Source organism: Candidatus Erwinia haradaeae, assembly GCF_900698995.1.
Classification (GTDB): Bacteria; Pseudomonadota; Gammaproteobacteria; order Enterobacterales; family Enterobacteriaceae; genus Erwinia_E; species Erwinia_E haradaeae_C.
Window position 1 is genome coordinate 364,977 of the sequence record NZ_LR217735.1, and the last position, 22,468, is coordinate 387,444.

Annotated in this window: 10 protein-coding genes and 1 pseudogene; 6 read left to right on the forward strand and 5 right to left on the reverse strand. The window is 31.3% G+C overall.

All coding sequences use genetic code 11. The features are described from left to right. Window positions 1-598: 598 nt before the first annotated feature. Window positions 599-4,414, reverse strand: coding sequence for an autotransporter assembly complex protein TamB (gene tamB, locus ERCISPPA3004_RS01110; protein WP_157990298.1), 3,816 nt, complete (start codon window positions 4,412-4,414; stop codon window positions 599-601). Beyond that, complete coding sequence (gene tamA / locus ERCISPPA3004_RS01115; protein ID WP_157990299.1) at window positions 4,411-6,162, reverse strand: autotransporter assembly complex protein TamA; 1,752 nt, start codon at window positions 6,160-6,162, stop codon at window positions 4,411-4,413. Before tamA ends, tamB begins: the two co-directional genes overlap by 4 nt. Window positions 6,163-8,206: 2,044 nt before the next feature. Here tamA and mrdA point away from each other — a divergent pair. The 3 genes and pseudogenes from mrdA (at window position 8,207) to ychF (ending at window position 13,527) form a co-directional block, all read left to right on the forward strand. After that, window positions 8,207-10,066, forward strand: a complete 1,860-nt coding sequence (gene mrdA, locus ERCISPPA3004_RS01120) for a peptidoglycan DD-transpeptidase MrdA (RefSeq protein WP_157990300.1) — start codon at window positions 8,207-8,209, stop codon at window positions 10,064-10,066. A gap of 91 nt (window positions 10,067-10,157) precedes the next feature. After that, a pseudogene (locus tag ERCISPPA3004_RS01125) lies at window positions 10,158-11,264 on the forward strand (FtsW/RodA/SpoVE family cell cycle protein). Between the two features lie 1,168 nt (window positions 11,265-12,432). Continuing rightward, the gene (ychF, locus tag ERCISPPA3004_RS01130; protein ID WP_157990301.1) at window positions 12,433-13,527 is read left to right on the forward strand and encodes a redox-regulated ATPase YchF; all 1,095 of its coding nucleotides are present in this window, start codon (window positions 12,433-12,435) and stop codon (window positions 13,525-13,527) included. A gap of 793 nt (window positions 13,528-14,320) precedes the next feature. Here the strand turns inward: ychF and hemH are convergent. Together hemH and ERCISPPA3004_RS03400 are read right to left on the reverse strand one after the other, a co-directional pair. Further along, the gene (gene hemH / locus ERCISPPA3004_RS01135; protein WP_157990302.1) at window positions 14,321-15,283 is read right to left on the reverse strand and encodes a ferrochelatase; all 963 of its coding nucleotides are present in this window, start codon (window positions 15,281-15,283) and stop codon (window positions 14,321-14,323) included. 678 nt (window positions 15,284-15,961) lie between these two features. Further along, window positions 15,962-16,087, reverse strand: a complete 126-nt coding sequence (locus ERCISPPA3004_RS03400) for a hypothetical protein (RefSeq protein WP_269472393.1) — start codon at window positions 16,085-16,087, stop codon at window positions 15,962-15,964. Here ERCISPPA3004_RS03400 and pgi point away from each other — a divergent pair. Continuing rightward, window positions 16,086-17,735 carry a glucose-6-phosphate isomerase gene (gene pgi / locus ERCISPPA3004_RS01140; RefSeq protein ID WP_157990303.1) on the forward strand — a complete coding sequence of 550 codons (1,650 nt, stop codon included), beginning with the start codon at window positions 16,086-16,088 and terminating at the stop codon, window positions 17,733-17,735. The genes ERCISPPA3004_RS03400 and pgi overlap by 2 nt on opposite strands. A 301-nt stretch (window positions 17,736-18,036) precedes the next feature. Here pgi and ERCISPPA3004_RS01145 read toward each other — a convergent pair whose 3' ends face one another. Next, window positions 18,037-19,017, reverse strand: a complete 981-nt coding sequence (locus ERCISPPA3004_RS01145; protein WP_157990304.1) for a polysaccharide deacetylase family protein — start codon at window positions 19,015-19,017, stop codon at window positions 18,037-18,039. 345 nt (window positions 19,018-19,362) lie between these two features. Between ERCISPPA3004_RS01145 and ispA the strand changes: the two genes are divergently transcribed. Both ispA and dxs read left to right on the forward strand, forming a co-directional pair. Beyond that, on the forward strand, window positions 19,363-20,262 hold the full coding sequence (gene ispA, locus ERCISPPA3004_RS01150) for a (2E,6E)-farnesyl diphosphate synthase (RefSeq protein WP_157990305.1): 900 nt from the start codon (window positions 19,363-19,365) through the stop codon (window positions 20,260-20,262). 17 nt (window positions 20,263-20,279) lie between these two features. Beyond that, window positions 20,280-22,145 carry a 1-deoxy-D-xylulose-5-phosphate synthase gene (gene dxs, locus ERCISPPA3004_RS01155; RefSeq protein ID WP_157990306.1) on the forward strand — a complete coding sequence of 622 codons (1,866 nt, stop codon included), beginning with the start codon at window positions 20,280-20,282 and terminating at the stop codon, window positions 22,143-22,145. The last annotated feature ends 323 nt before the right edge of the window (window positions 22,146-22,468 follow it).

The following is a 22,468-nucleotide window of genomic DNA, read 5'->3' on the forward strand; positions in this document are numbered from 1 at the left end:
GATGTAAATTTTTTTAAGAAAACTATATACTTATAAAAGTATTTTATTAATAAATAATATCTATTGATTATGCAAGGTCTATAAATTTAGCTTGATATATTAAGAATAATATCATGTTATAAGTCGATGCAATCGCTGCGGCATTAACTAATTTTTTTTTAGTAACGTCACCTATGTTATAATAAAAGTATATTTAAAATTAAAGTGTAATATACAGTAAAATAAAATTGCTTTCATTACGATAAGTTCACTAGGGTGAGAAGAATGGTTGCTTAGATAGCGAGATATTAAAAAGATAAGATCGTCAGTGCATAAAATATGTTTAACCTAAGATGATTAGGTGTTACGCAGAGCAGAAGATAAAAGGTAACAACTTTTATTATAAAGCGTAGCTTTAAGTGTTATTATGTGATAATGAGTTAGTCACACAAGGTTGTTATATTCTAGTTGTTGTAGAAATTGTTGTAGAAAATTTTTAGGTATTTTTGTATTTGTTATTAAAATAAACTGAAATAATTCTTTAAATTATTCTAGATTATTTTTATTTACATAGCTCAATGTAGTGTAGCATTTTATGTTTTTTCTGTGATATTAATTACTAAAATTCAAATTGATAAAGAATGTCAATAGCTTGATCCAGGCCGTATATCGCCTCTAAATATAGTTTTGGCATGAGCTGACAACGGAGGGTAAGTGTCTCTAGTGTATCGAAGATACCAAAACCATATTTTATTTGTAGACTAGGCAGGATATAAGCACTAACTTGTACTTGCTGTTTATCACCTGCTCCTATAGTGGCCATAGAGAGATTTTTGACTCTAACAATTTTACCAATCTTACTAATAATACTCTCGCTGTGCGCCAGACCTATGCTTATTAGTGTGGATGTTAATGCATAACTATCATTACTAGCAGAAGTTAATTTTTGACCCCGAAGAAGATAGGACAAAGCTGATTCTTGTGTTTGTTCTGGATCAGAAAAAACTTCAAATTTAGGATCATTTGCTAAGCCAGTGATTTTTACTCCAGCAACTACATCATCTGTAGTGGACTCTGGATTACGAATTGCTTCAATATTTAAATATGGTTGGTCAATTAATCCAGAAAATTGCAGTTCTCCTTTACGTATAGTAAGATCCTGAGCATAGGCATGGAAGCGACCAGCTAATATTTTTATTTGCCCATATAGGCCTAGACCTTTTTTATTTTGTGTAATTTTTAAATTACCGTGCAGTTTTCCCTGTAGGCCAAATGCCTTCAGAATAACATCATTACCAATATGGATCCTAAGGCGACTACTGATAGGTATTGTCATAGATCGTGGTGCTATAGGTTTTAGATCTGAATCCAGCAGAATTTCGTCAGAAGAAACTCTGCTAATAGTTAATGGGGCTGTTTGCAATAAGAAACGCGCCCATGGTATATATATATCCCCTACTAGAGTTAATGATTTTGGTGCGGCTTCAAATGTTAGATCTGGTATGATGTCCATCTTTAGTATGGGTGGTACTGTACATCTTACTCTGTTTCCTGTTACGGAGATACGTGTATGCCAATTATTTAGTTGACTCCAATCAGTAATCCCATGAAAAATGATTGTTCCCTGTTCAGTTTTCATGACTCCTCTTAGATTTGAGGTAACACCGTTAAATAATATATCCACTTTTGCAGTAGAGAGTTTCATGGGGATGAAACCAGTATCAAAACTAGCATTACTTAATAACATATTACCAAATACCTGTGGTTTTTTTAAGCTGCCTCCAAGGTGCAAATGTGTATTTATTATTCCAGAAATTGTTTCGCCTGGCATTAAAATTGCATTGAGGAGTCCTATAGATAGAGAATCAACATTAAGATCTCCGAGTAATATACGTTCTCCATTAAGATCAGAAACCTGAATGTTACCATATAACACGCCATTATGAATAATGCTAGCTCGCCATTTAAATTGCATACAATTATTTTTAAACGCTAAATATACTTGAAAACTATTTAATATAATGGGTATGTTATGTCCAGTAACATTGTGATTAATTATAATATGGTTACCTATTACGGACATAGTTCCGTTGAAAAGCAAGGTATGACGGTTCAATGTAATGTGCGCATATCCAGTATTGAGTGTTCCTGATAACTGAGTTGTAACTGGCATAAACATGTTAAAGATGGCTAGATTGACATGATTTAAAGAAATTTTAAGATCACCAAATGTATTAGATTTTATTATCTTTAGTCTGGATGATGCTATTTTAGGTTTGTCTACGCTAGAAGGTCCTATGCCAAATATTTGTTTCTCGTAAAGGTAATCAAGAGTAATATTATTGCTTGAGCGCCATGTCCCTAAGGTATTTGAAAAGTAGACATTAGGACATGTACCACTCCACCGGCCTGCTATTGGATCAAGAGATCCTTGAATAGTAATTTGACTTACGGCGTGATTTCCTTGTAGATTAATTGTGAGTATGTGTTTTTTGACAGTGCCAATAGCATGTAATTTGAAAAAGTTTATTAGCATGTTGTTTTGTTTGAGTTTTTCTGCGTATAGATTTATTTCGCTTTGTATTTTATTATTAGTAATAATAGATCCGTTCAGTTTCATGTGAACAATTTGCACTTTATGCCATTTTAGGTGATTAGCATTGAGATTTATTAAAAGACGCAGTTTTGTAAGATCACCTTGAGCATGGATATCCCCATGTGCACCACCAGACAATCCTGTAACAAAATGTTCTAAATATTTTGCATTAATATGCACATATACATTAACCTGTTTATTGAAAATACATTTAATGGTAATGGTATTGCCACCTAAATTTAATTTAATAACTGGGATATGGCACTGACCCACACTGTCAGTAGATAATGAGCCATAAATTTTTAATGGGTGATGTAATAAACTTCTTGTTATTGGAAAATATATCCCTAAATTTTTTGTTTGCCATATTTGATCTTTAAATATTTTGTTTTTTCTAGTATATAGACTACCATAAGTCATCGGTTCTTGACTTAGAGAAGGGGCTGTTATGGGGTTCTGCTTGTCACGAGCGATATCAAAAAACCTGAGTTCTCCACACCAGTTCATTGATTTTTTCCAGTTAATTTTTCCTTTAAATTCGGTTATATTTTTAGACGACTTTAACTGTAGTGTTTTAATAACTAGTTCATCTGCATTACCTTCACCATTAGCAATTAGCATGATAGATGGTATATATTGTCCGCCCAAATCTGCCGATAAAGATATAGAATAGTCATGGAGATTACCTCTAAAAATAAAATGAACATTATTCGCTCGGAGCGGTATTGCTCCATAAAGTGGCCAAAATAATTTAGAGCTTTGTAGTTGTATATATATTTGTTCTCCAGAAGGAGTTAATTGGGCATTGAGACTTACGAGTGCCTGTATCGATCCAGATAATTTGCACTTTAATTTTAGATGACCATATACATCTCCATTCAGATTAGCGTATATGTTCTCAGGTTGTAGTTTATTACGATGAATAATACTATGTAACATAAAGTTTAGTGGCCATGTGCCATGGAACGTTATGTGGCCATAGGATTGTACCATTCCTCCTGGAAAATTGACTGCTAGATTTTTTAGATATAACTTTTGATTCTTAATAGTAGCTTTAATTAAAACTTTATAAATAGAGATATGATGATCTCCTATAAAATGTAAATTTTCGCAGAAAATCGTCATGAGCTTTATATGAACCGGAAGATGAAATATTGGTAGATCTTGAATTAATATCTGTTTTTGTAGTGTTTGAATTATTTTGTTTATGTAAATACAGGATAATAGGTGTATAGATGGTTTTTTTATATTATATATTGACTCTTGTATGTTTAATTTTTTGGTTTTAGTTTTCGGTAATGAAACTGTGAGCCCTTGCATATGAGATGATGTTAATGTGAGCTCATGTGGCTGCCATTTAGCCCCGCCGATAAAAGATGCGAGATATATTCCGGTTTTCTTTATCTGTATATTTATTTTATAAAGAGCTAATTTTTTGAGTATTACAGGATAATAGGAGATATTATATTTATAATTCTTTTGTTTTATTAGATTAGCGATTTGCAATGATGGCCAATTATTATCGATCAATATATTAACCTTTTTTAGCATTAATTCATTCACATAGAGTTTTTTATGCATTAAGCACTTATAACTTAGTTTGAAGTGAACCTTGTCTATATTTATGCTGATACCTGGTGTGTTATAGAGGACTCCTGTTAAAACACCATCATGTAAAGTTCCGTTGATTGTGCTGATGTGGAGAGCAGAGATAGATTTTGTTGCTGTGTGCAATACCAGCTTCATGCCATTAGTAGTGTTTACTAAGAACGCAATAAAACACAATATTAATACGCTTAAGATAAAAAAGAAAGTCAGTCCCTTTTTAAACCATTTCATAGTTCCGGTCCAAGACCAATATACAATTGTATATTATGCGCATTGCCTTTACCTATTGGGCGTGCAATATCAAGTTTTAGCGGACCTAGAAGGGATTGCCAGCGTATTCCGACACCAATACCAGTATTAATGAGATTTTTTTGAAGATCTTGAAGAGCCGAGCCTGAGTCAATAAATACTGCTCCCCACCATTTCCCGGTCATATGATATTGATATTCTATTGATCCTATTGCTAACTTTGAGGCGCCAGTTAGTTTTCCCTGATTATCATGTGGAGATAGTCCTTTATATTTATAACCTCGAACACTTTGATCGCCACCAGCAAAAAAACGTAGATCCGGTGGAATTTTTGAGAAGTTTTTAGTACGGATCCAGCCTAGATTGATTCGTTCAATAAATCGAGATCTTTCTTGTACAGTTTGAATCCATACATTTTTTGCTTGTATTACGATAAAATCGATATATGAACCCCATAAGGAATTTGATATATCAACAGAATAATGCTGAGAATTACCATAATTTGGCATCATCAATGAACCATGTGAACGGGTTCGATCAAGAGTAATTCCTGGATAAATGAGCATTGTAGTATTAGTATTATTACCCTGAGTAAAATGGTCTAGTATCCAATGTATATGAGCGGCCCATTTCCAGCTATTGGATCGCTCCCAATATTGTGATATAGATAAAGTGGAAGCATCAGACTTAGTGTCATTTAAATGAGTGCGTTTCAGGCCGCCTTGTAATAGGTAATATTGCTCTAGTGGGTTTTGCAAAAGTGGTATTTTATATGTCCACTCGAGGTTTTTCTCAGGCGCTGAGATTTTTATGATAGTATGAAAGCTGTGCCCTCGGTTATTAACGCAGCTCTTCTTCCATTTTGTTTTTAGATGTGGCCCAATATCCGTTGAAGATCCAAAACCAGTTTCAATAATATTACGAGCGCGTGTTGTAACAATTCCTTTAAATTGTACCTTTTTATCTATGTTTTTTTTATCAAAACTTGGAATAACAGCTACTGAATTAAACCAGCCAGTTGCTGATAATCGCCGCGTTAGTTCTGCTACGTTATTAGCAGAATAGAAATCGCCTACGTGAAATGGTATTATGTTCTGCAAATATGCTTCACGGATATGTGAGCCTATAAAAGTGACTGCGCCAAAACAGTAACGTTCTCCACTATCATAGTCAATGTCCCAAAATGCTATATGACGAGAGACGGCCACTTGTAATTGACGTTTAAGATAAGTAGCATCAAAGTAACCTTTACGTAATGCTATTTTGTCTAAAGAATTTTTAAAGTTTTCGTATTTTTTGTGATTTAGGATGCTATATTTTAGAGGTTTTTCTTTTGAAACTAGCGCAAGATAATCGCCATCTCTGCATGCACTGCCTCTTAATTTTACTCTTGCTTGAAAAATTGTAATTGGCTTGCCTGGTATGATTTGTACGATAAGTAAGGGGGTTTGATTGGGTCTCTGAGGCTGTATAAGATAAAAAGTGATCTTCGGTTCATAATATCCTAATGCTTTAAGGGCCTCTTTAATCATTGCGCTAATATGAGAGCGACAACGGATATCTGTAAAAACTTCCTGATTAGTTAATGCAGATAAATGTGCTTGAACGTTAGTTTTTAAATTTTTCGGTAACCCGATGATTTTTAAATTAGCCTGATCTGCCCTGGCGATAGAAGAATAGATGCTGATAATAAATAAAACCGATAGAAGATAGATATAAATTTTCGGCAAAAGGACTCCTTTGTATTATTGTTATCTATAGTGTGATTATCGTGTCATTCTGTGTCATGGGATATAATTTCTCATATCTATATTTAATAGTTTTGCGCTATTTTATATTTTTTCTATGTATAATATTTAAGAGATAAAATCTGCTATATGATATAATAAAGCACTATTATGAGATGAATATACCATGAAAATATCGCTTAACAGCATAATTAGATAAACAATTTTGAGCCTCATAATTTTCATATGTTTATGAAAGTAATATATTAGAATTTATAATTTTAATGGTCTTTTTTTTAAAAAAAACTATCTTTAGTATATCTAGTTTTTTCAATTTTTTAGTTTAGTTATATGTACTACTAGTCATGTATAGATAATATTTACACATATAACTATAACTATCAAAAGTTATGTTTATTCTTGAGTTTTCATGGAGTATATTATATCTTTTAAGTTAAAGTTTTTCTCTTATAAATCGTTCATTGAAAAGTAAGATTAAATTTTCATTTATGTTTTGCTTGATATGATTAAAATTTAGTTTTTTAGAGATTAAGGTTTTATGGATTTTGATATAATTTTTTGTATATTCATGCCAGTAACGTTCATTTAGTAATCATTGTTATGAAATAACATACAAAGACAATTAATATATTTAGATAAAAGTTATCATATAAATGATAATCTTTGTGTTCTTTATACAATATGATTGTTTTATCAGTGATTATGAGTGGCGTTAAAAATATTTTATGTCCTTATGTCTTGATTGTAACATCTTTTGCGTTCATTCTGCAGCAGAAAAAAACTCGTAAAGCTGATAGTGGAAAGAAGTTATTCGTATTTTTTAACATTCTTACATTATGGAATATTTTTGCATTAATAATAATTGAATTAATTAAGTTTTTTTCTAAATCGTAACATACTGTTCTATATGAAAGAGGTAAAAAATAAATAAATTTACTATTTATACAGTACATACAATACGCATGTGTAATGAAAGTAAAAATTTTTTATATTATCGATCATATGGAGAGAGTACTATTAGTGTATAGAATATTTTTATGTTTAATGGAATATATTACTAATTATATTAGGATTATATTTTTTATAATAGTAATTACATTTTATATGTTTGCTTTCTAATTAACAGATAATATATTTCCATGGTAAAATAAGAAAATATTTATTTTAAGCTTTTATATTAATAACTAAAATTATTGAATATCTAAAAATTAATAGTGAGTTAGAGAATTATTATTCTAATAACCATGCGATCTTCAATTATAGTTATAAAGAATCATATAGTATGAGTTTTAATGACAAATCCTCGCAATTGCATTTATCGCTTTTCTGTTTAGCCACCTTAGTATAATTAATTAGTATATGCTTAATGTTAATTTGTAATATAATATTGAATTAAATTAAGGTTTCTTGTAGTTTTTTTATTTTAGAATATATAAAATAATATAAAAAAGATTAATCTACCATAATATTGAAATGGTTATTAGAAAATTAATAGCAGTATTATTTATACTGAGCATGTATTATGACAACAGGTCATGCTTTGTGATTTATGAATATTATTAGTATATTCATGATATATCCTTATATTGTAAAGAATGATGCTTATGTTAAAAAAAATTATTAAATTTTTTAAATTTACACTATAAATTTAGAGCATTTTAACTATGAGTGCAGATGTTTTAGTATAAATATATAATTTAAGGATATTTTAAGAAGCCAGTAAGATTTATGTTAGCAATATTTCTATATCACATAGTGATTGTTATTGATAGTTGTAAGGTAAGAATATCAGATTAAACTGACGTTATGTTTTTTCTGTATCACCAATGTATCGCTTTTATCGAATATGTAATAAAATGAAAATAGAGGAGAGTTGGCTAACTTTTAGTATTTTAATATAAATCAATGTCTTTAGTAAAAAGCTTTGATAGATAAAATCGTACGGAGTATTGCGATAAATAATTTTTATTATGATATAGAATGTTCATTATATTAGTTAATTAAATAATAAACGTTAAAGTATCAAATGAAATCAAAAGATAGCTTCTTCCATGATCATGGTGCTAAAAAAAAACTATTTGTTTATCACATATACATTCTTTTTGTAGGAATTTTGTTATTATTTGGAATATTACTCATTAATCTTTATTCTTTACAAATTATCCATTATAAAGATTATAATACGCATTCCAATAAAAATCGAATTAAATTAATACCAATTCCTCCCAAGAGAGGTCTTATTTGTGATAGAAATGGCGTACTTTTAGCGCTAAATAGAACTATATATCAGCTAAAAATTATACCAGAAAAAGTTGAAAACTTATCATTAATTTTGCAGCAACTCACGCCTATTGTCAATTTGACAACTAAAGAATTAAACGATTTTAACAAAGCGAGAAAACGAGTGAATCGCTTTGCTTCTATTGTTTTAAAAACCAATTTAAGCGATAGTCAAGTTTCCAGATTTTTAGTTAATCAGTATCGCTTTCGAGGGGCGATCATAAAAGGTTATCAGCAACGATTATATCCTTATGGATCAGTTCTTACTCATGTGCTTGGATATGTGTCAAAGATTAATCATCAAGATATACAACGATTGGCAATTAATGGTAGCTGGTCTAATTATATAGCGACCTGTAATATTGGCAAATTCGGTATTGAGCGTTATTATGAAAGTTTATTACATGGTAACACTGGATATGCATCAGTTGAGGTTAATGACCATGGGCGAGTTGTTCGTCAACTCGACAAAATGGCACCTCAGGCGGGTGGAAATATTTACCTGAGTATTGATTTAAAACTACAACAATATATTGAGACTCTCTTGCGGGGTAGCCGTTCGGCTGTTGTTGTAACTGATCCACGTAGCGGAGAAGTGTTAGCAATGGTATCTATGCCTAGTTATAATCCAAATCTATTTGCAGGTGGTATTTCAGAAGACCAGTATAAGCTTTTGCTAAATAATAGTAATCGTCCATTAATTAACCGTGCTATTCAAGGGACTTATCCGCCAGCTTCTACGGTTAAACCATATATTGCTGTTGCTGCATTAACATCTGGGGTAGTGACAAGTCATACTACTCTCTTGGATCCTGGGTGGTGGCAATTACCAAAGTCTGTTAAACGCTTTCGAGATTGGAAGCGATCTGGTCATGGCAATCTAGATGTAATAAAGGCGATAGAAGAATCTTCTGATACATTTTTTTATCAAATTGCATATGATATAGGCATTAATCGTTTAAGTAACTGGATGAAGCAGTTTGGTTATGGGTGTCCGACTGGAATTGATTTGGTAGGAGAAAATTCTGGTATTATGCCAACTCGTGAATGGAAAATAAATCGCTTTAAAAATCATTGGTATCAAGGGGATACTATTCCAGTTGGTATTGGGCAAGGTTACTGGACTGCTACCCCATTACAGATGAACAAGGCCCTTATGGTCCTGATTAATAATGGGACTATCAAAACACCACATTTTTTTCTCTATGTTACACAAGGGGATCACAAGGTATTATGGAATGAGACAAATACTACCTCTATTTATCAGGTAAATAGAGAATATTGGGAGATTGCTAAAAGAGGAATGTATGGTGTAGCTAATCACATCAACGGTACTGCTAGAAAAAATTTTGCAGATGCACCATATAAAATTGCTGCTAAATCAGGTACAGCTCAGGTTTTTGATTTAAAAGATACAGAAGTCTATAACGCTAATGTACTCAATGAGCGCCTCCGTGATCATAAATTGATGGTTGCGTATGCACCATATAATCATCCACGTATTGCAGTTTCTATAATTCTTGAGAATGCCGGGGATGGTATATCTGTTGGAAAAATTACACGTCAAATTTTAGATTATTACATGATGTCTGCGCATCATTACTAGAAGGTTTTTTGTATATGATTTTGTTGTCTTGTTTATGAGGATAATTAGCCAATAATGATTGACTATTAAGGATAGAAGTATTTTGAATCGCATGCATATAGATCTGTTCTTTTTTTTAATTATTAATATATTATTAGTTATGAGTCTATTAAGAATGTAGAGCTCCAGTGAACAGCATCTTGGTATTATGGTACATAAAGTGACTCAGGTTAGTATGGTATTGGTATAATGATACTTATGGTAAACATTTCACCACGTATTTGTGAGATATTGACTCCTTATATATATGCGATTTTTATTATCTTACTCATTTTTTTGACGCATCTAAACAAATAAGAAAAGAGGTTTATTATTGGCTAGATCTTTTTGTGATACATTTTTAACCATCGGAAATAGCTAAAATTTTTGTACCTTTAATTCTAGCTCGATGTGTAAATTGTGATATGTATCCACGAAACATAGATAGTTTTATAATCAAATTAATTCTCCTATCAATTCAGACTATTTTAGTTGCGTTTCAGCCTGATTTAGGTACTTTGATATGTATTGCTATTGCTGGTTTTTTTGTATGATTTTTATCAGGTATAAGCCGGATTTGGGTTGTAATAGCAAATATTGCTATTGCGGCGTTTGCGCCTATAGTATGGTGCTACTGCATGCGTGATTTTCAACGTAATCGCATGCGCATTTTGTTTTCTCTTTAAAGTAATTTATTTAGATCAGTTTATCATATTATTTAGTTAAAAATTACTATTGGTTCTGGCGGTATTCCCGGTAAAGGTTGGCTTTATGGAACTCAATCTCAGTTAGAGTTACTTCCTGAGAAGTATGCGGACTTTATTTTTTTATTATGGCTGAAGCGATAGAATTAGCAGGAATTACATTTCTTCTTATGCTGTATGTGTTACTTATTATATGTGGATTATTAATAGCAGTTTATTTATAGAATACTTTTGGCAGGGTTTTTCAGGTGGATTTATAATAGTTTTTTTATTTACTACGTATTCGTCAATATCGGCATGGTAAGTGGTTTTTTGCCAGTGGTAGGGGAGTTCTTTTAGTTATTATTAGTTATGGTTGGTGGGCATTGATAGTTTTTATGGCTGAATTTGGTATTATTATATCCATCCATACACATCAAAATGTTATCAAGGAGTCTTTTAGAAACTTTCAAGTCGTACCATGTATATGTAGTTAGATATAACTTTATCTGATTATTTGATCGCGCTATTACTAATGGTTACACTAGATTGCAAGATATTTCTTTAATTAAGAGTAAATTTTAAATTATTTTAGGTATCAGGATTATTTGATAAATTTATAAAATTATTCATTGTGCATAAGCTAAGGAATACATTAAAAATTAAAATAGAAAACTAAGCTAGATATTTTGTTCCATTGTAAGAATCAAAAGCAATGAGCGTCTTATTGAGAGAAAGCAGGCTGTAATCGAATCTTTTTTATTTTTACATGTATATACATATCTCGCTATATTTAATATGTATTAAATTTTAACATGCTCTCTCTAACTATTGCATTTAGGTAGTTTTCTTGTTGAGAGGCAAGTTAAAAAATATTATTTTAATAGATAATTTTACTAAATTTGTATAAAATTTTTAAGAATATTGTTTTCACTAGCGATTAATTATATTGATATACATTCTGACAAATCGTATTAAAAAATTTGATGCTAAAATGACATTTTTATGGCTATTTTTTTGAATACAAAATTTTTTGTCATTTAAATGACATAAATTTTATACTACATGCATAAGAAAGTAACAAGATTTATATATGCTTAATTATTGTTAAGATATTACTATTTATATAGTATAATCTTAGTATAATCTTAGATTAAGAATAGTAATCTTAAAAGTATTATAATTTCTATTATTTCCAAAAAATATATTCTATATTACATTTTAATCAATAATTGTATTATGTAAAGATTCTTTTGTGGTCTCGATTAATTTGTGTAGATAATAAATCTCAAAGTATTTTCTCTTGATTGATAATAACTCTATTAAGTAGTAGATAGAGATATATTATTAAGTAAAAATAGTTTTGATTATATGAATCTTATGTATTTCATAGATATATAAATTTTGTTAAAATAAAATATATTTTTTATATTTTTTTTTGGTTATGCGTCATCAGACGCTAATATGTTATTGATCTTTTTAAAAGAAGATTTTTGATAGTCTTGTAGACTAGATAATATGATGCGTTATTCGAAACATCATGGATAGAATTTTATTCTAATTTTGAGCATAGTTTAGTATAGCGTATTAATTTAGATTGATTTATTAGATTCATAGGTTAAAAGGTGACATTCTTATTATCATGGTATTATATAAGGTGTAGTAATGAGTTTAAAATGTGGAATTATTGGGATGCCAAATATTGGGAAATCTACTTTATTTAATGCGTTAACTGGTTCAAATGTACAGGCTGAAAATTTCCCATTTTGTACTATAAAACCTCATAGCAAGATTTTGGCGATTCGTGATATACGCTTAGAAAAATTAGCAGAGATTGTACAGCCTCAGAGGGTAATACCTGCTACTATAGAGTTTGTAGATATCGCAGGTCTTGTGAAAGGTGCGTCTAAAGGTGAAGGATTGGGAAGTCAATTTTTAACCCATATTCGAGAAACTGAAGCCATTATCCATGTTGTTCGCTGCTTTGAAGATAATAATATTATACATGTGAATAATACAGTAAATCCTTTAGATGATATTAGCACTGTGAAGAGTGAATTAATTTTATCTGATTTAGAAATTTGTGATCGCGCTTTACAGCGTATTATAAAAAAACAAGCATTCTACAAGGATGGAGATTTTAAAATTAAGCGAGGTATCTATGAACAGTGTTTGGCACATCTAGAAAACTTTTCTATGCTTTCTACTTTAAATTTAAGCGCTCAAGATCTTTACTTAATTCGTGATTTAAATTTTCTTACATTGAAGCCTAGTATGTATGTAGCTAATGTGCATGAAGATAGTTATAAAAATGACAGATATCTTGATCAATTATATAATCTTGCTACTACAGAATCTGCAGAAGTAGTAACAGTTTGTGCGCCGATGGAATTAGAACTTTCAAAGCTAGAAAATACTACACGCAAGGAGTTTATGAGTGCATTAGGTATTCCAAGAACTAGTTTGCAGCGTATCATTAAAACTGGGTATGATTTATTACGTTTACAAACTTACTTTACAGCGGGTATAAAAGAAGTTCGGGCATGGGCTGTTCCTATTGGAACAGTAGCATCAGAAGCGGCTGGTAAAATTCATAGTGATTTTAAGAAAGGTTTTATTCGATCACATACTATTTCTTTTGATGATTTTATAAATTATAATGGGGAAAAAGGAGCAAAAGAAGCTGGAAAAATCAGATCAGAAGGAAAAGAGTACATTGTGCAAGATGGTGATATTATGCATTTTCTTTTTAATGTATAGAGCTAAAGATAGAAATCAAATAAAAATTGATATATTATATTGATATGTTTATATATTAAAATTATTTATTTATATAACAATATATCTAGTGATAGATATATGATAAATTAAATATTTGAATATAATTTAATATAAATAATAGTAATATTTTATTTGCAGAATCTCTTCATAGTATATTAATTAAAATTCATACTATATTTTAGTATATAGTAACGAGGTTTAGTTATTAGAAAAACCTATATCAATATTAATAATATTATGTGATAAATAATATCAGTTTTAATGATTATTGTTCATTACGGTTAATCTTGTTTATCAATGGTTATAAAATTTTTAAAAATAAAATACTTAACTAGGTAGGTCATTATTAGTTTGATAAATGATTGTATATTTTTATAATTATAACAGTTTACTCAAATCATTTCATAATAAAATTTAAATTATTTAAACAATTCTCTTAATAACTTTATTCTTTTTTTTCATATGTTATAATTAAACTACCTATAAGATGAGCTATCTATATATATAAATTATTTCCTATTATACTACCTATAATAGCTTATTGCGTAGTATAATAAATATTTGATATTCTACCATAGAAATAAATATTTCTTTTAAATAAAGTTAAATAATAATATTAATTTTGCTTTTTTAGAATTTATTACGTTTGGCATCAAATTAGAAAAAATAAATATATATATTTTATATGTAAGCAAAAGAATTTAAATGTATAAAAAATACTAAAAATATATGATTTTAAATATTAGATAGAAAATCTCTATGTATCTAATCATTAAAAGAAAGGGGTTACTAGTTCTTTCATCATTTTAATGTGTGCTTCATTAACATTGAGTGCTTGAATATACTCAAAATGCGTGCCACCGGCATGAAGAAATATTTTTCTATTTTGTATGTTAATTTCCTCTAAAGTTTCAAGGCAATCAGCTGAAAACCCAGGGCTGATGACATGAACGTTTTTTATTCCTTTATCTGGTAATATTTTTAAGGTATTTTGAGTATATGGAGCCAACCAAGATTCATATCCAAAGCGAGATTGAAAGGTTAGCATCGCTGTATTTAGGTTCATACCTAAGGCATTGATAAGTAATTTAAAAGTTGCATAACAGCGCTCAGGGTAGTCGTCACCCTCATGAACAAAACGCTTTGGAATACCATGAAATGAAACAATTAAAAGATCTGGTGTACCATATCTTTGAAATGAATAAATTACTGAGGCTTTTAATGCAGCAATATAAGTCGGATTTTGCGCATAGTCACGTATAAAATAGACTGACGGTATACTTCGGTAACCAGAAAACACCTTATGTACTCCATCCCATACTGCTCCCGCGGTTGCACAAGAGAACTGCGGAAATAGGGGAAGAATGATCAGTCTTTTAACCTTTTTTTGCCTTACTAGTATATCCAGAGCACTCTTTAAGCTAGGGTTGCCATAGCTCATGCCAAGCGCTACAGGGATATCTAATTTTTTAGATAATTCATAGCATTGTCTTTGACTATACACTATTAATGGAGACCCTTGATTCATCCATATTGAGGTATATAGTTGTACCAAACGTCGCGATCGAGTAGGTAGTATGATTAGATGTAATAGGGGCAGCCACAGCCATCGTGGTATATCAATGATTCTTTGATCGCTCAAAAATTGTTTCAGATACTTTTTTATGGCTGTTTTAGTAGGAGCTTCAGGTGTACCAATATTTACCAGAAGAACTCCGGATTTATCTTGTAGCATGTGTTGATCTTTTCATATTTTCATTAAACATTGATAATCAGTATGATGATTGTATGCAATTATATTACAGTTATTTATATATAATTTTCTTTGTTGTAAATATACTATATGGTTATTACAGTCTTAATGACTCTATTTGACATTGTTCAGTAAGATTTTTATAGATTTAATTGCATAGCTATTGCTATGTTTAATATTTTATGATTGCATTATAGGTAAAGTACTTCATAAGGTTTTAGTTATCTGTTTATATATCAGTTATGTTCATATTATTAATATAAAGTAAAAATTATATAATATAGAGTGAAAATTATATATTAAAAATATACCATATTTAGTTTATTAAAACTCTAATAAACTGCATTATAACATTATTCATGTAGTTTTTAATACCCTTCTTCATTTAGTTTTATCAGTGAAACAAATAAGATATTGGAAATTTTTGCTTATTATGTCTGTAACGTTATGCCATGATCTAAAATAAAATGTTTTAGTGTTTTATTAGTATGAAATAGTTTTTTTGTTGCGCGCTATATCGCTTAAATATTTTAAATAAGATATTTTATAGTTTATTTTTAGGTTATTTCTATTGATGATGACATCATACAGTGGTAATTACATCATATAAATTTTATTTTTTATTTTTCTATATCTCTATAATGGCGCGCGATGATATGTTCAAATTATTAGAATGTTTCTATAGAATATCACATTAATAGCCATCATTTTGGTAACTATTAGGTTGTTTGGAAGCCATGTATTATCAACTTGTTTGGTACGTTCTGCATTAAGAGTAAGTTTCATGAAAAATTTTAATCCAACATATACTGCTGCCTGGCAGGCTTTAAAAGATCATTTTAAAAAAATGAAAAATGTAACAATTAGTGAACTTTTTTCTAATGATGCACAGCGATTTTCTAATTTCTCCATATCTTTTCAGAATCAGATGCTTGTAGATTTTTCTAAAAATATTATTACTAGCGAAACGCTAGACAAGTTACAAGAACTAGCAAGAGAAACTAATTTACATAATGCCATCAAGTCTATGTTTTCTAGTGAAAAAATTAATTACACTGAAGATCGTGCAGTGCTACATATTGCTTTGCGTAATCGTGAAAATATACCGATTATTATGGATGGGCAAGATGTTATGCCTCAAGTTAATGCGGTACTACAAAGAATGAAGGTGTTTGCTAAGGAAGTAATTCATGGTCAATGGAAAGGTTTTACCGGGAAAGCTATCACTGACGTGGTAAATATCGGAATTGGTGGATCAGATCTTGGACCATATATGGTTACAGAGGCGCTAAGACCATATAGAAATCATCTTAGAATGCATTTTGTTTCTAATATTGATTATAAGCATCTTGCTGAAGTATTAAGCATTGTAACTCCGGATACTACACTATTCTTAATTGCATCAAAAACATTTACTACTCAAGAAACCATAACAAATGCTCGTAGCGCGCGTACATGGTTTTTAACTTCAGGAAGACAGGTTGATATATCTAAGCATTTTATTGCTTTATCTAGTAATCAAAAAGCGGCTAATGATTTTGGGGTAAATACCAATAATATTTTTGAGCTCTGGGATTGGGTTGGGGGGCGTTATTCGGTATGGTCATCTATTGGTTTATCTATTGCGCTTTCTATTGGTTTTGAAAATTTTGAAGAATTACTGAGTGGAGCGCATGCTATGGATCGTCATTTTTATGAGGTTCCATCAAAAAAAAATTTACCAATACTATTGGCTTTGATTAGCATTTGGTACAGTAATTTTTTTCATTCAGAAACAGAAGCCATTTTACCATACGATCAATCTATGCATCGTTTTGTCGCTTATATTCAACAATGCAACATGGAGTCTAATGGAAAAGATATCGATCGTGCCGGGAGATTAATATCTTACCAGACTAGTCCCATCATTTGGGGGGAAGTGGGCACTAATGGGCAGCATTCTTTTTATCAGCTGTTACATCAAGGAACTAAGTTGATACCATGCGATTTTATTGCACCTGCAGTATCTTGGAATACGTTAAGCGAACATCATAACAAGTTAATAGCTAATTTTTTTGCTCAAACAGAGGTGTTAGCTTTTGGTAAAACCGGTGAAAAAATAAAAAAAGAATACGCTTATAATCAAAGTGATTTCTCGTTAGATCAAAAGGCAATTATTTATAAAGCACTGAGGGGAAATCGCCCAACTAATTCGATTTTTTTACGTTACATTACTCCATATACTCTTGGGTCGCTCATGGCGCTTTATGAGCATAAAATTTTTACACAAGGAGCTATTCTTAATATTTTTAGCTTTGATCAATGGGGCGTTGAGATGAGTAAAAAAGCAGCAAGCCGTATTCTTTTCGATCTATCTTACGCGGAAGATGTTAATGGTCATGACAGTTCTACTAATGGGCTCATTAATTGTTATAAATTATGGCGCAAGTTATAGAGAAAGATTTTTTTGCGTATTATAGAAAATGCTTTTCTATAGTTACCAATTATAGAATATTAGGGCATATATTTTGCACAGATTATTTATTTGAAGCAAACAAATTCTCTACTTATTTTGTTTGACATTTTTTGAATATTAATAATAAGTATATTAAATATTACATGTCAGCATGTAATATGGACAAATCAATTCTATGTAATATAGTGGGATAGATGCTTAATGTTGTATATGTAATTTATGTAAATATAATTTATGTAAAAATAGTAGTTACCCCTGCATTTAAGGAGAGAAAAATATTTTAGAGTGTTGGATCTGCACGATGTCTAAGAAGTTTTTTTGTATAATATTCTGACAATGTCATGCTAACCGTGCGTATATGTACATACTCAAATAATTGCTCTAAGTCGTCATATAACTCTTCGATTTCGTTTTTATTTTTGAATGTTGGGCTTCCTCCTGGCATTAATTCAGAGGAATGTAGCATAAATTCGACATAATCTTTACCGTTAGATAAAGTGTTTTTGACTAATTTTATCATTTGTTTTATATTCCCCTTTTTTGGTCGAAGCCAGTGCACTGATGGATGATGCCGTTTGCCATGTAATTTGTGTAAAAGTTTTTGCACCTGATTGATTAATAAACCATGTTTATATTGAGTAGTTATCGGTACTTCAAGAAGTGTCGAGCCGCCTGGTCTTGATACATCTTGTTCATCAATAAAATAGGCTTGATCAAGAAAATTTTGATAATTAACACCACCAGAACATTTTGGATCCCCAATAGAACACTCCCAATTAATTTTTGGGGTCACTGAGCAGTCTACTTTATAACCTTGTTCAATTAATAACTGAGCGTAAAATGTGTTAAATGCCCATCGACCTGCCCTATGGGAATGCATTTTAACTTGTAGCGCATCTTCTAATAAGTGCGTCAAATAAACGATTTTTTCCTTCATTTGCTTCTTTGGATACTCAATTAAGTAAGGTTTATAACGTAAGTCATCTCCAGTCAAATTATATATAGGGGGGTTATTATAAGCATGTAAATGAGCACCTATTTCACCACTTTTATTAGCAATAATGTTTTTGGCAAATTCAATATATTCTGGGTCAAGAGTCATTTCATAATTAGTCAACCAAGTCGTTTTAAGTTGATATGTCTCGCATAACTCTTGAAAACGTGGTAAAAAATAAGTATTTTTTGTTGTGATTTGATTGCAGTTATTCCAAAGATCATCACCTTCAGTATCAATAGTGATGATAAATGCAGGTTTATTCATTTCTTTACTCGAAACAATTATAATAGTGATGATTAGTGTTAGTGATAATAGTTAGATCACATGAAATACTATAAATTTTTATTTTCTCATATAGCGATGTTTAAGTCTACAGAATAGTTTTCTGTTTGTTACATAAGGTATATAATCTTCTGTTTATCTTTTATATTATATTGTATTTGTTGTCTTTTGATATTAAATTTCATTTAATGTGGATGGACAGAGTGCAAGATTGCAAAGTATATTAGTGTATATTAAATATAATGATGATATAGATATAAGCTGACGAAGAGGTATAATAGTACAGTGACGATATCATCTAAAGCTGTCTTAAGAACGGAAAACGTAATGAGATTCAATGTGTCACTAAATAGTCATTATGATCGTATCAACGTAGTGCTAAAAGACTACCTTTCTAAGTTACCTTTAAGAAAAACCCCTTTAGTTAAAGCTATGGAATATAGTGTATTGCTAGGCGGAAAACGTTTACGCCCTTTGCTAGTATACGCAACAGGTAACATGTTACATGTGCAAGACGTATCGCTTGATGCTTCAGCGGCAGCGATTGAATGCATGCATGCGTATTCTCTTATTCATGATGATTTGCCTGCGATAGATAATGAGGTCCTGCGTCGCGATCAAGCTACCTGTCATTATAAATTTGGAGAGGACATTGCTATTCTAGCTGGAGATGCTTTACAAACACTTGCTTTTTCTATATTGATCAACTCTCAAATGCCTGAGGTTACAATAGCAAACCGTCTTGCTATGCTTTCTGAGTTAGCGCATGCTAGCGGTGTAGCAGGGATGTGCGGTGGTCAGATTTTAGATTTAATTTCGGAAGACCAGACGATTACTATAGAGAATTTAGAGAGAATCCATCAATGCAAGACAGGAGCATTAATACGATCAGCAGTTCGTTTAGGCGCATTAACGGCTGGGGATATTGGTGTGGCCTTTATTCCAGATCTTGATAAATTTTCTGATGCAATTGGCTTAGCTTTTCAAGTTCAAGATGATATTTTAGATATTGCTAAGGATAGTAAGAGTTTGAAAAAACGAACTATTTCTAAAGGTCGTTTTAGAAAAAATACTTATCCCGAACTAATTGGACTAGATAATTCTCGAGCAAAAATAAAAGATCTTTATAATAAATCTTTAAGTGTATTAGAAATTCTTTCTAAACAGAAATATAATACAACCATGTTACAAGCTCTGGCAAGTTTTATCATTACACGTGATCAATAACATTACATGAGATGCTAATGAGCTTTGAATCTAAAAAGTATCCTACTCTTGCCTGGGTACGCACAGTACAAGAATTGCGTTTGCAACCAAAAGAGAACCTACCATTGCTTTGCAATGAGCTAAGACAGTACTTACTTTCAAGTGTTAGCGGTTCTAGTGGTCACTTAGCTTCTGGGTTAGGTGTGGTCGAACTCACTGTGGCATTACATTACGTTTATAACACGCCATTTGATCACTTAGTATGGGATGTCGGTCACCAGGCATACCCACATAAGATTTTAACAGGCCGCCGTGATCAGATAGGCACTATTCGACAGAAAAATGGACTTCATCCATTTCCATGGCGTGAAGAAAGTGAATTTGATGTTTTAAGTGTTGGTCATTCATCTACCTCAATTAGTGCTGGTTTAGGAATGGCTGTTGCAGCTGCAAAAGAGGACAAAGGTCGCCAAACAGTTTGCGTCATTGGCGATGGAGCAATCACTGCCGGTATGGCATTTGAAGCAATGAACCATGCAGGAGATATCAAGGCTAATTTATTAGTTGTTCTTAATGATAATGAAATGTCAATTTCTGAAAACGTAGGAGCATTAAATAATCGTCTTAATCAAATTTTACCTACGAAAACTTGTTCCCGTATTTGTGAAACTAGTAAAGACATTCTTCATGGGTTGTTATCTCTAAAAGAGATCTTCAAGAGAACTGATAGTAGTTGTGAAGCTATTCCTGTTTCGGGTACATTATTTGAGGAATTTGGGTTTCATTATATCGGTCCAGTAGATGGGCATGATGTTCGAGAGTTAATTCTTATGTTACGTAATATACGTACATTAGACGGTCCTCAGTTTTTACATGTGATTACGAAAAAAGGAAAAGGTTATGCGCCAGCAGAAGAAGATCCTATAAGTTGGCATGCTGTTCCTAGGTTTGATCTAGATATCGGTTTATTACCTCGGAATACTGAGAAATTACCTAGTTACTCAGAAATTTTTGGCCAATGGCTTAGTGAGATCGCAGAAACTGATGATAAGCTTATGGCAGTGACACCAGCTATGCGTGAAGGTTCTGGAATGCTGAATTTCTCACGTGAGTATCCAAAGCAATATTTTGATGTTGCCATTGCTGAGCAACATGCAGTGACTTTTGCTGCTGGATTAGCAATTGGCGGCTATCGCCCTGTAGTTGCAATTTATTCTACTTTTTTACAAAGAGCTTATGACCAGGTGATTCATGATGTTGCACTTCAAAAATTATCAGTATTATTTGCGATTGATCGTGGGGGGGTAGTGGGTGCTGATGGACAAACTCATCAAGGAGCATTTGACATCTCCTTTTTACGCTGCATTCCTAACATTATTATCATGACACCTAGCGATGAAAACGAATGTCGTCAGATGTTATACACTGGATACCATCATCAAGGAGGACCCAGTGCTGTGCGTTATCCACGAGGTTATGGAATTGGGGTGCCTATTAAGCCACTATCACTTCTCCCCATTGGGAGAGGTGTCATAAAACGAAAAGGAGAAAAATTAGCGATCTTAAATTTTGGCACGCTCCTTCAGCAAGCGGAAATGGTAGCAGAAAAAATCAATAGTACATTAATTGATATGCGTTTCGTCAAGCCTTTAGATGAGTCTTTAGTGTTGGGTTTATTAGAGAATCATCACTCAGTAGTGACTATTGAAGAGGGCGCGATTAAAGGTGGTGCTGGTAGTGGAATTAATGAACTTTTTATGGCTAAACGTAAATTAGTGCCAGTATTAAATATTGGTTTTCCGGATGAGTTTATTCCTCAAGGAACTCAAGACGAAATTCGTATTGATTATCAGTTAGATTGGGTAGGTATTCAGAAACAAATAGAAAATTGGTTAGCACAATAAAGCACTATCTTGATTAAATTAAAATTCTATATAAAGTATGTTTACTGACTATAATAGTCAGGATGTATAATGATAGATCAGATAAGAAGGATGGATGAGAGGATGATATGTTAAATGAATATTTCGTTACTTATTTCAAAATTTTTATAGAATAACACAGTCATACCTGATAGTGAATATATCTATATTTATGAGAAATAAGCATATGATTTAGTTAACCTGTCTTCGCTTGAAAAACAAAATATCTAAATATATTTAAAAATTTTAAAAATATTACTTATCGTAGTATATCCATTATAAACGGAATGTATGTGATGGTAGTA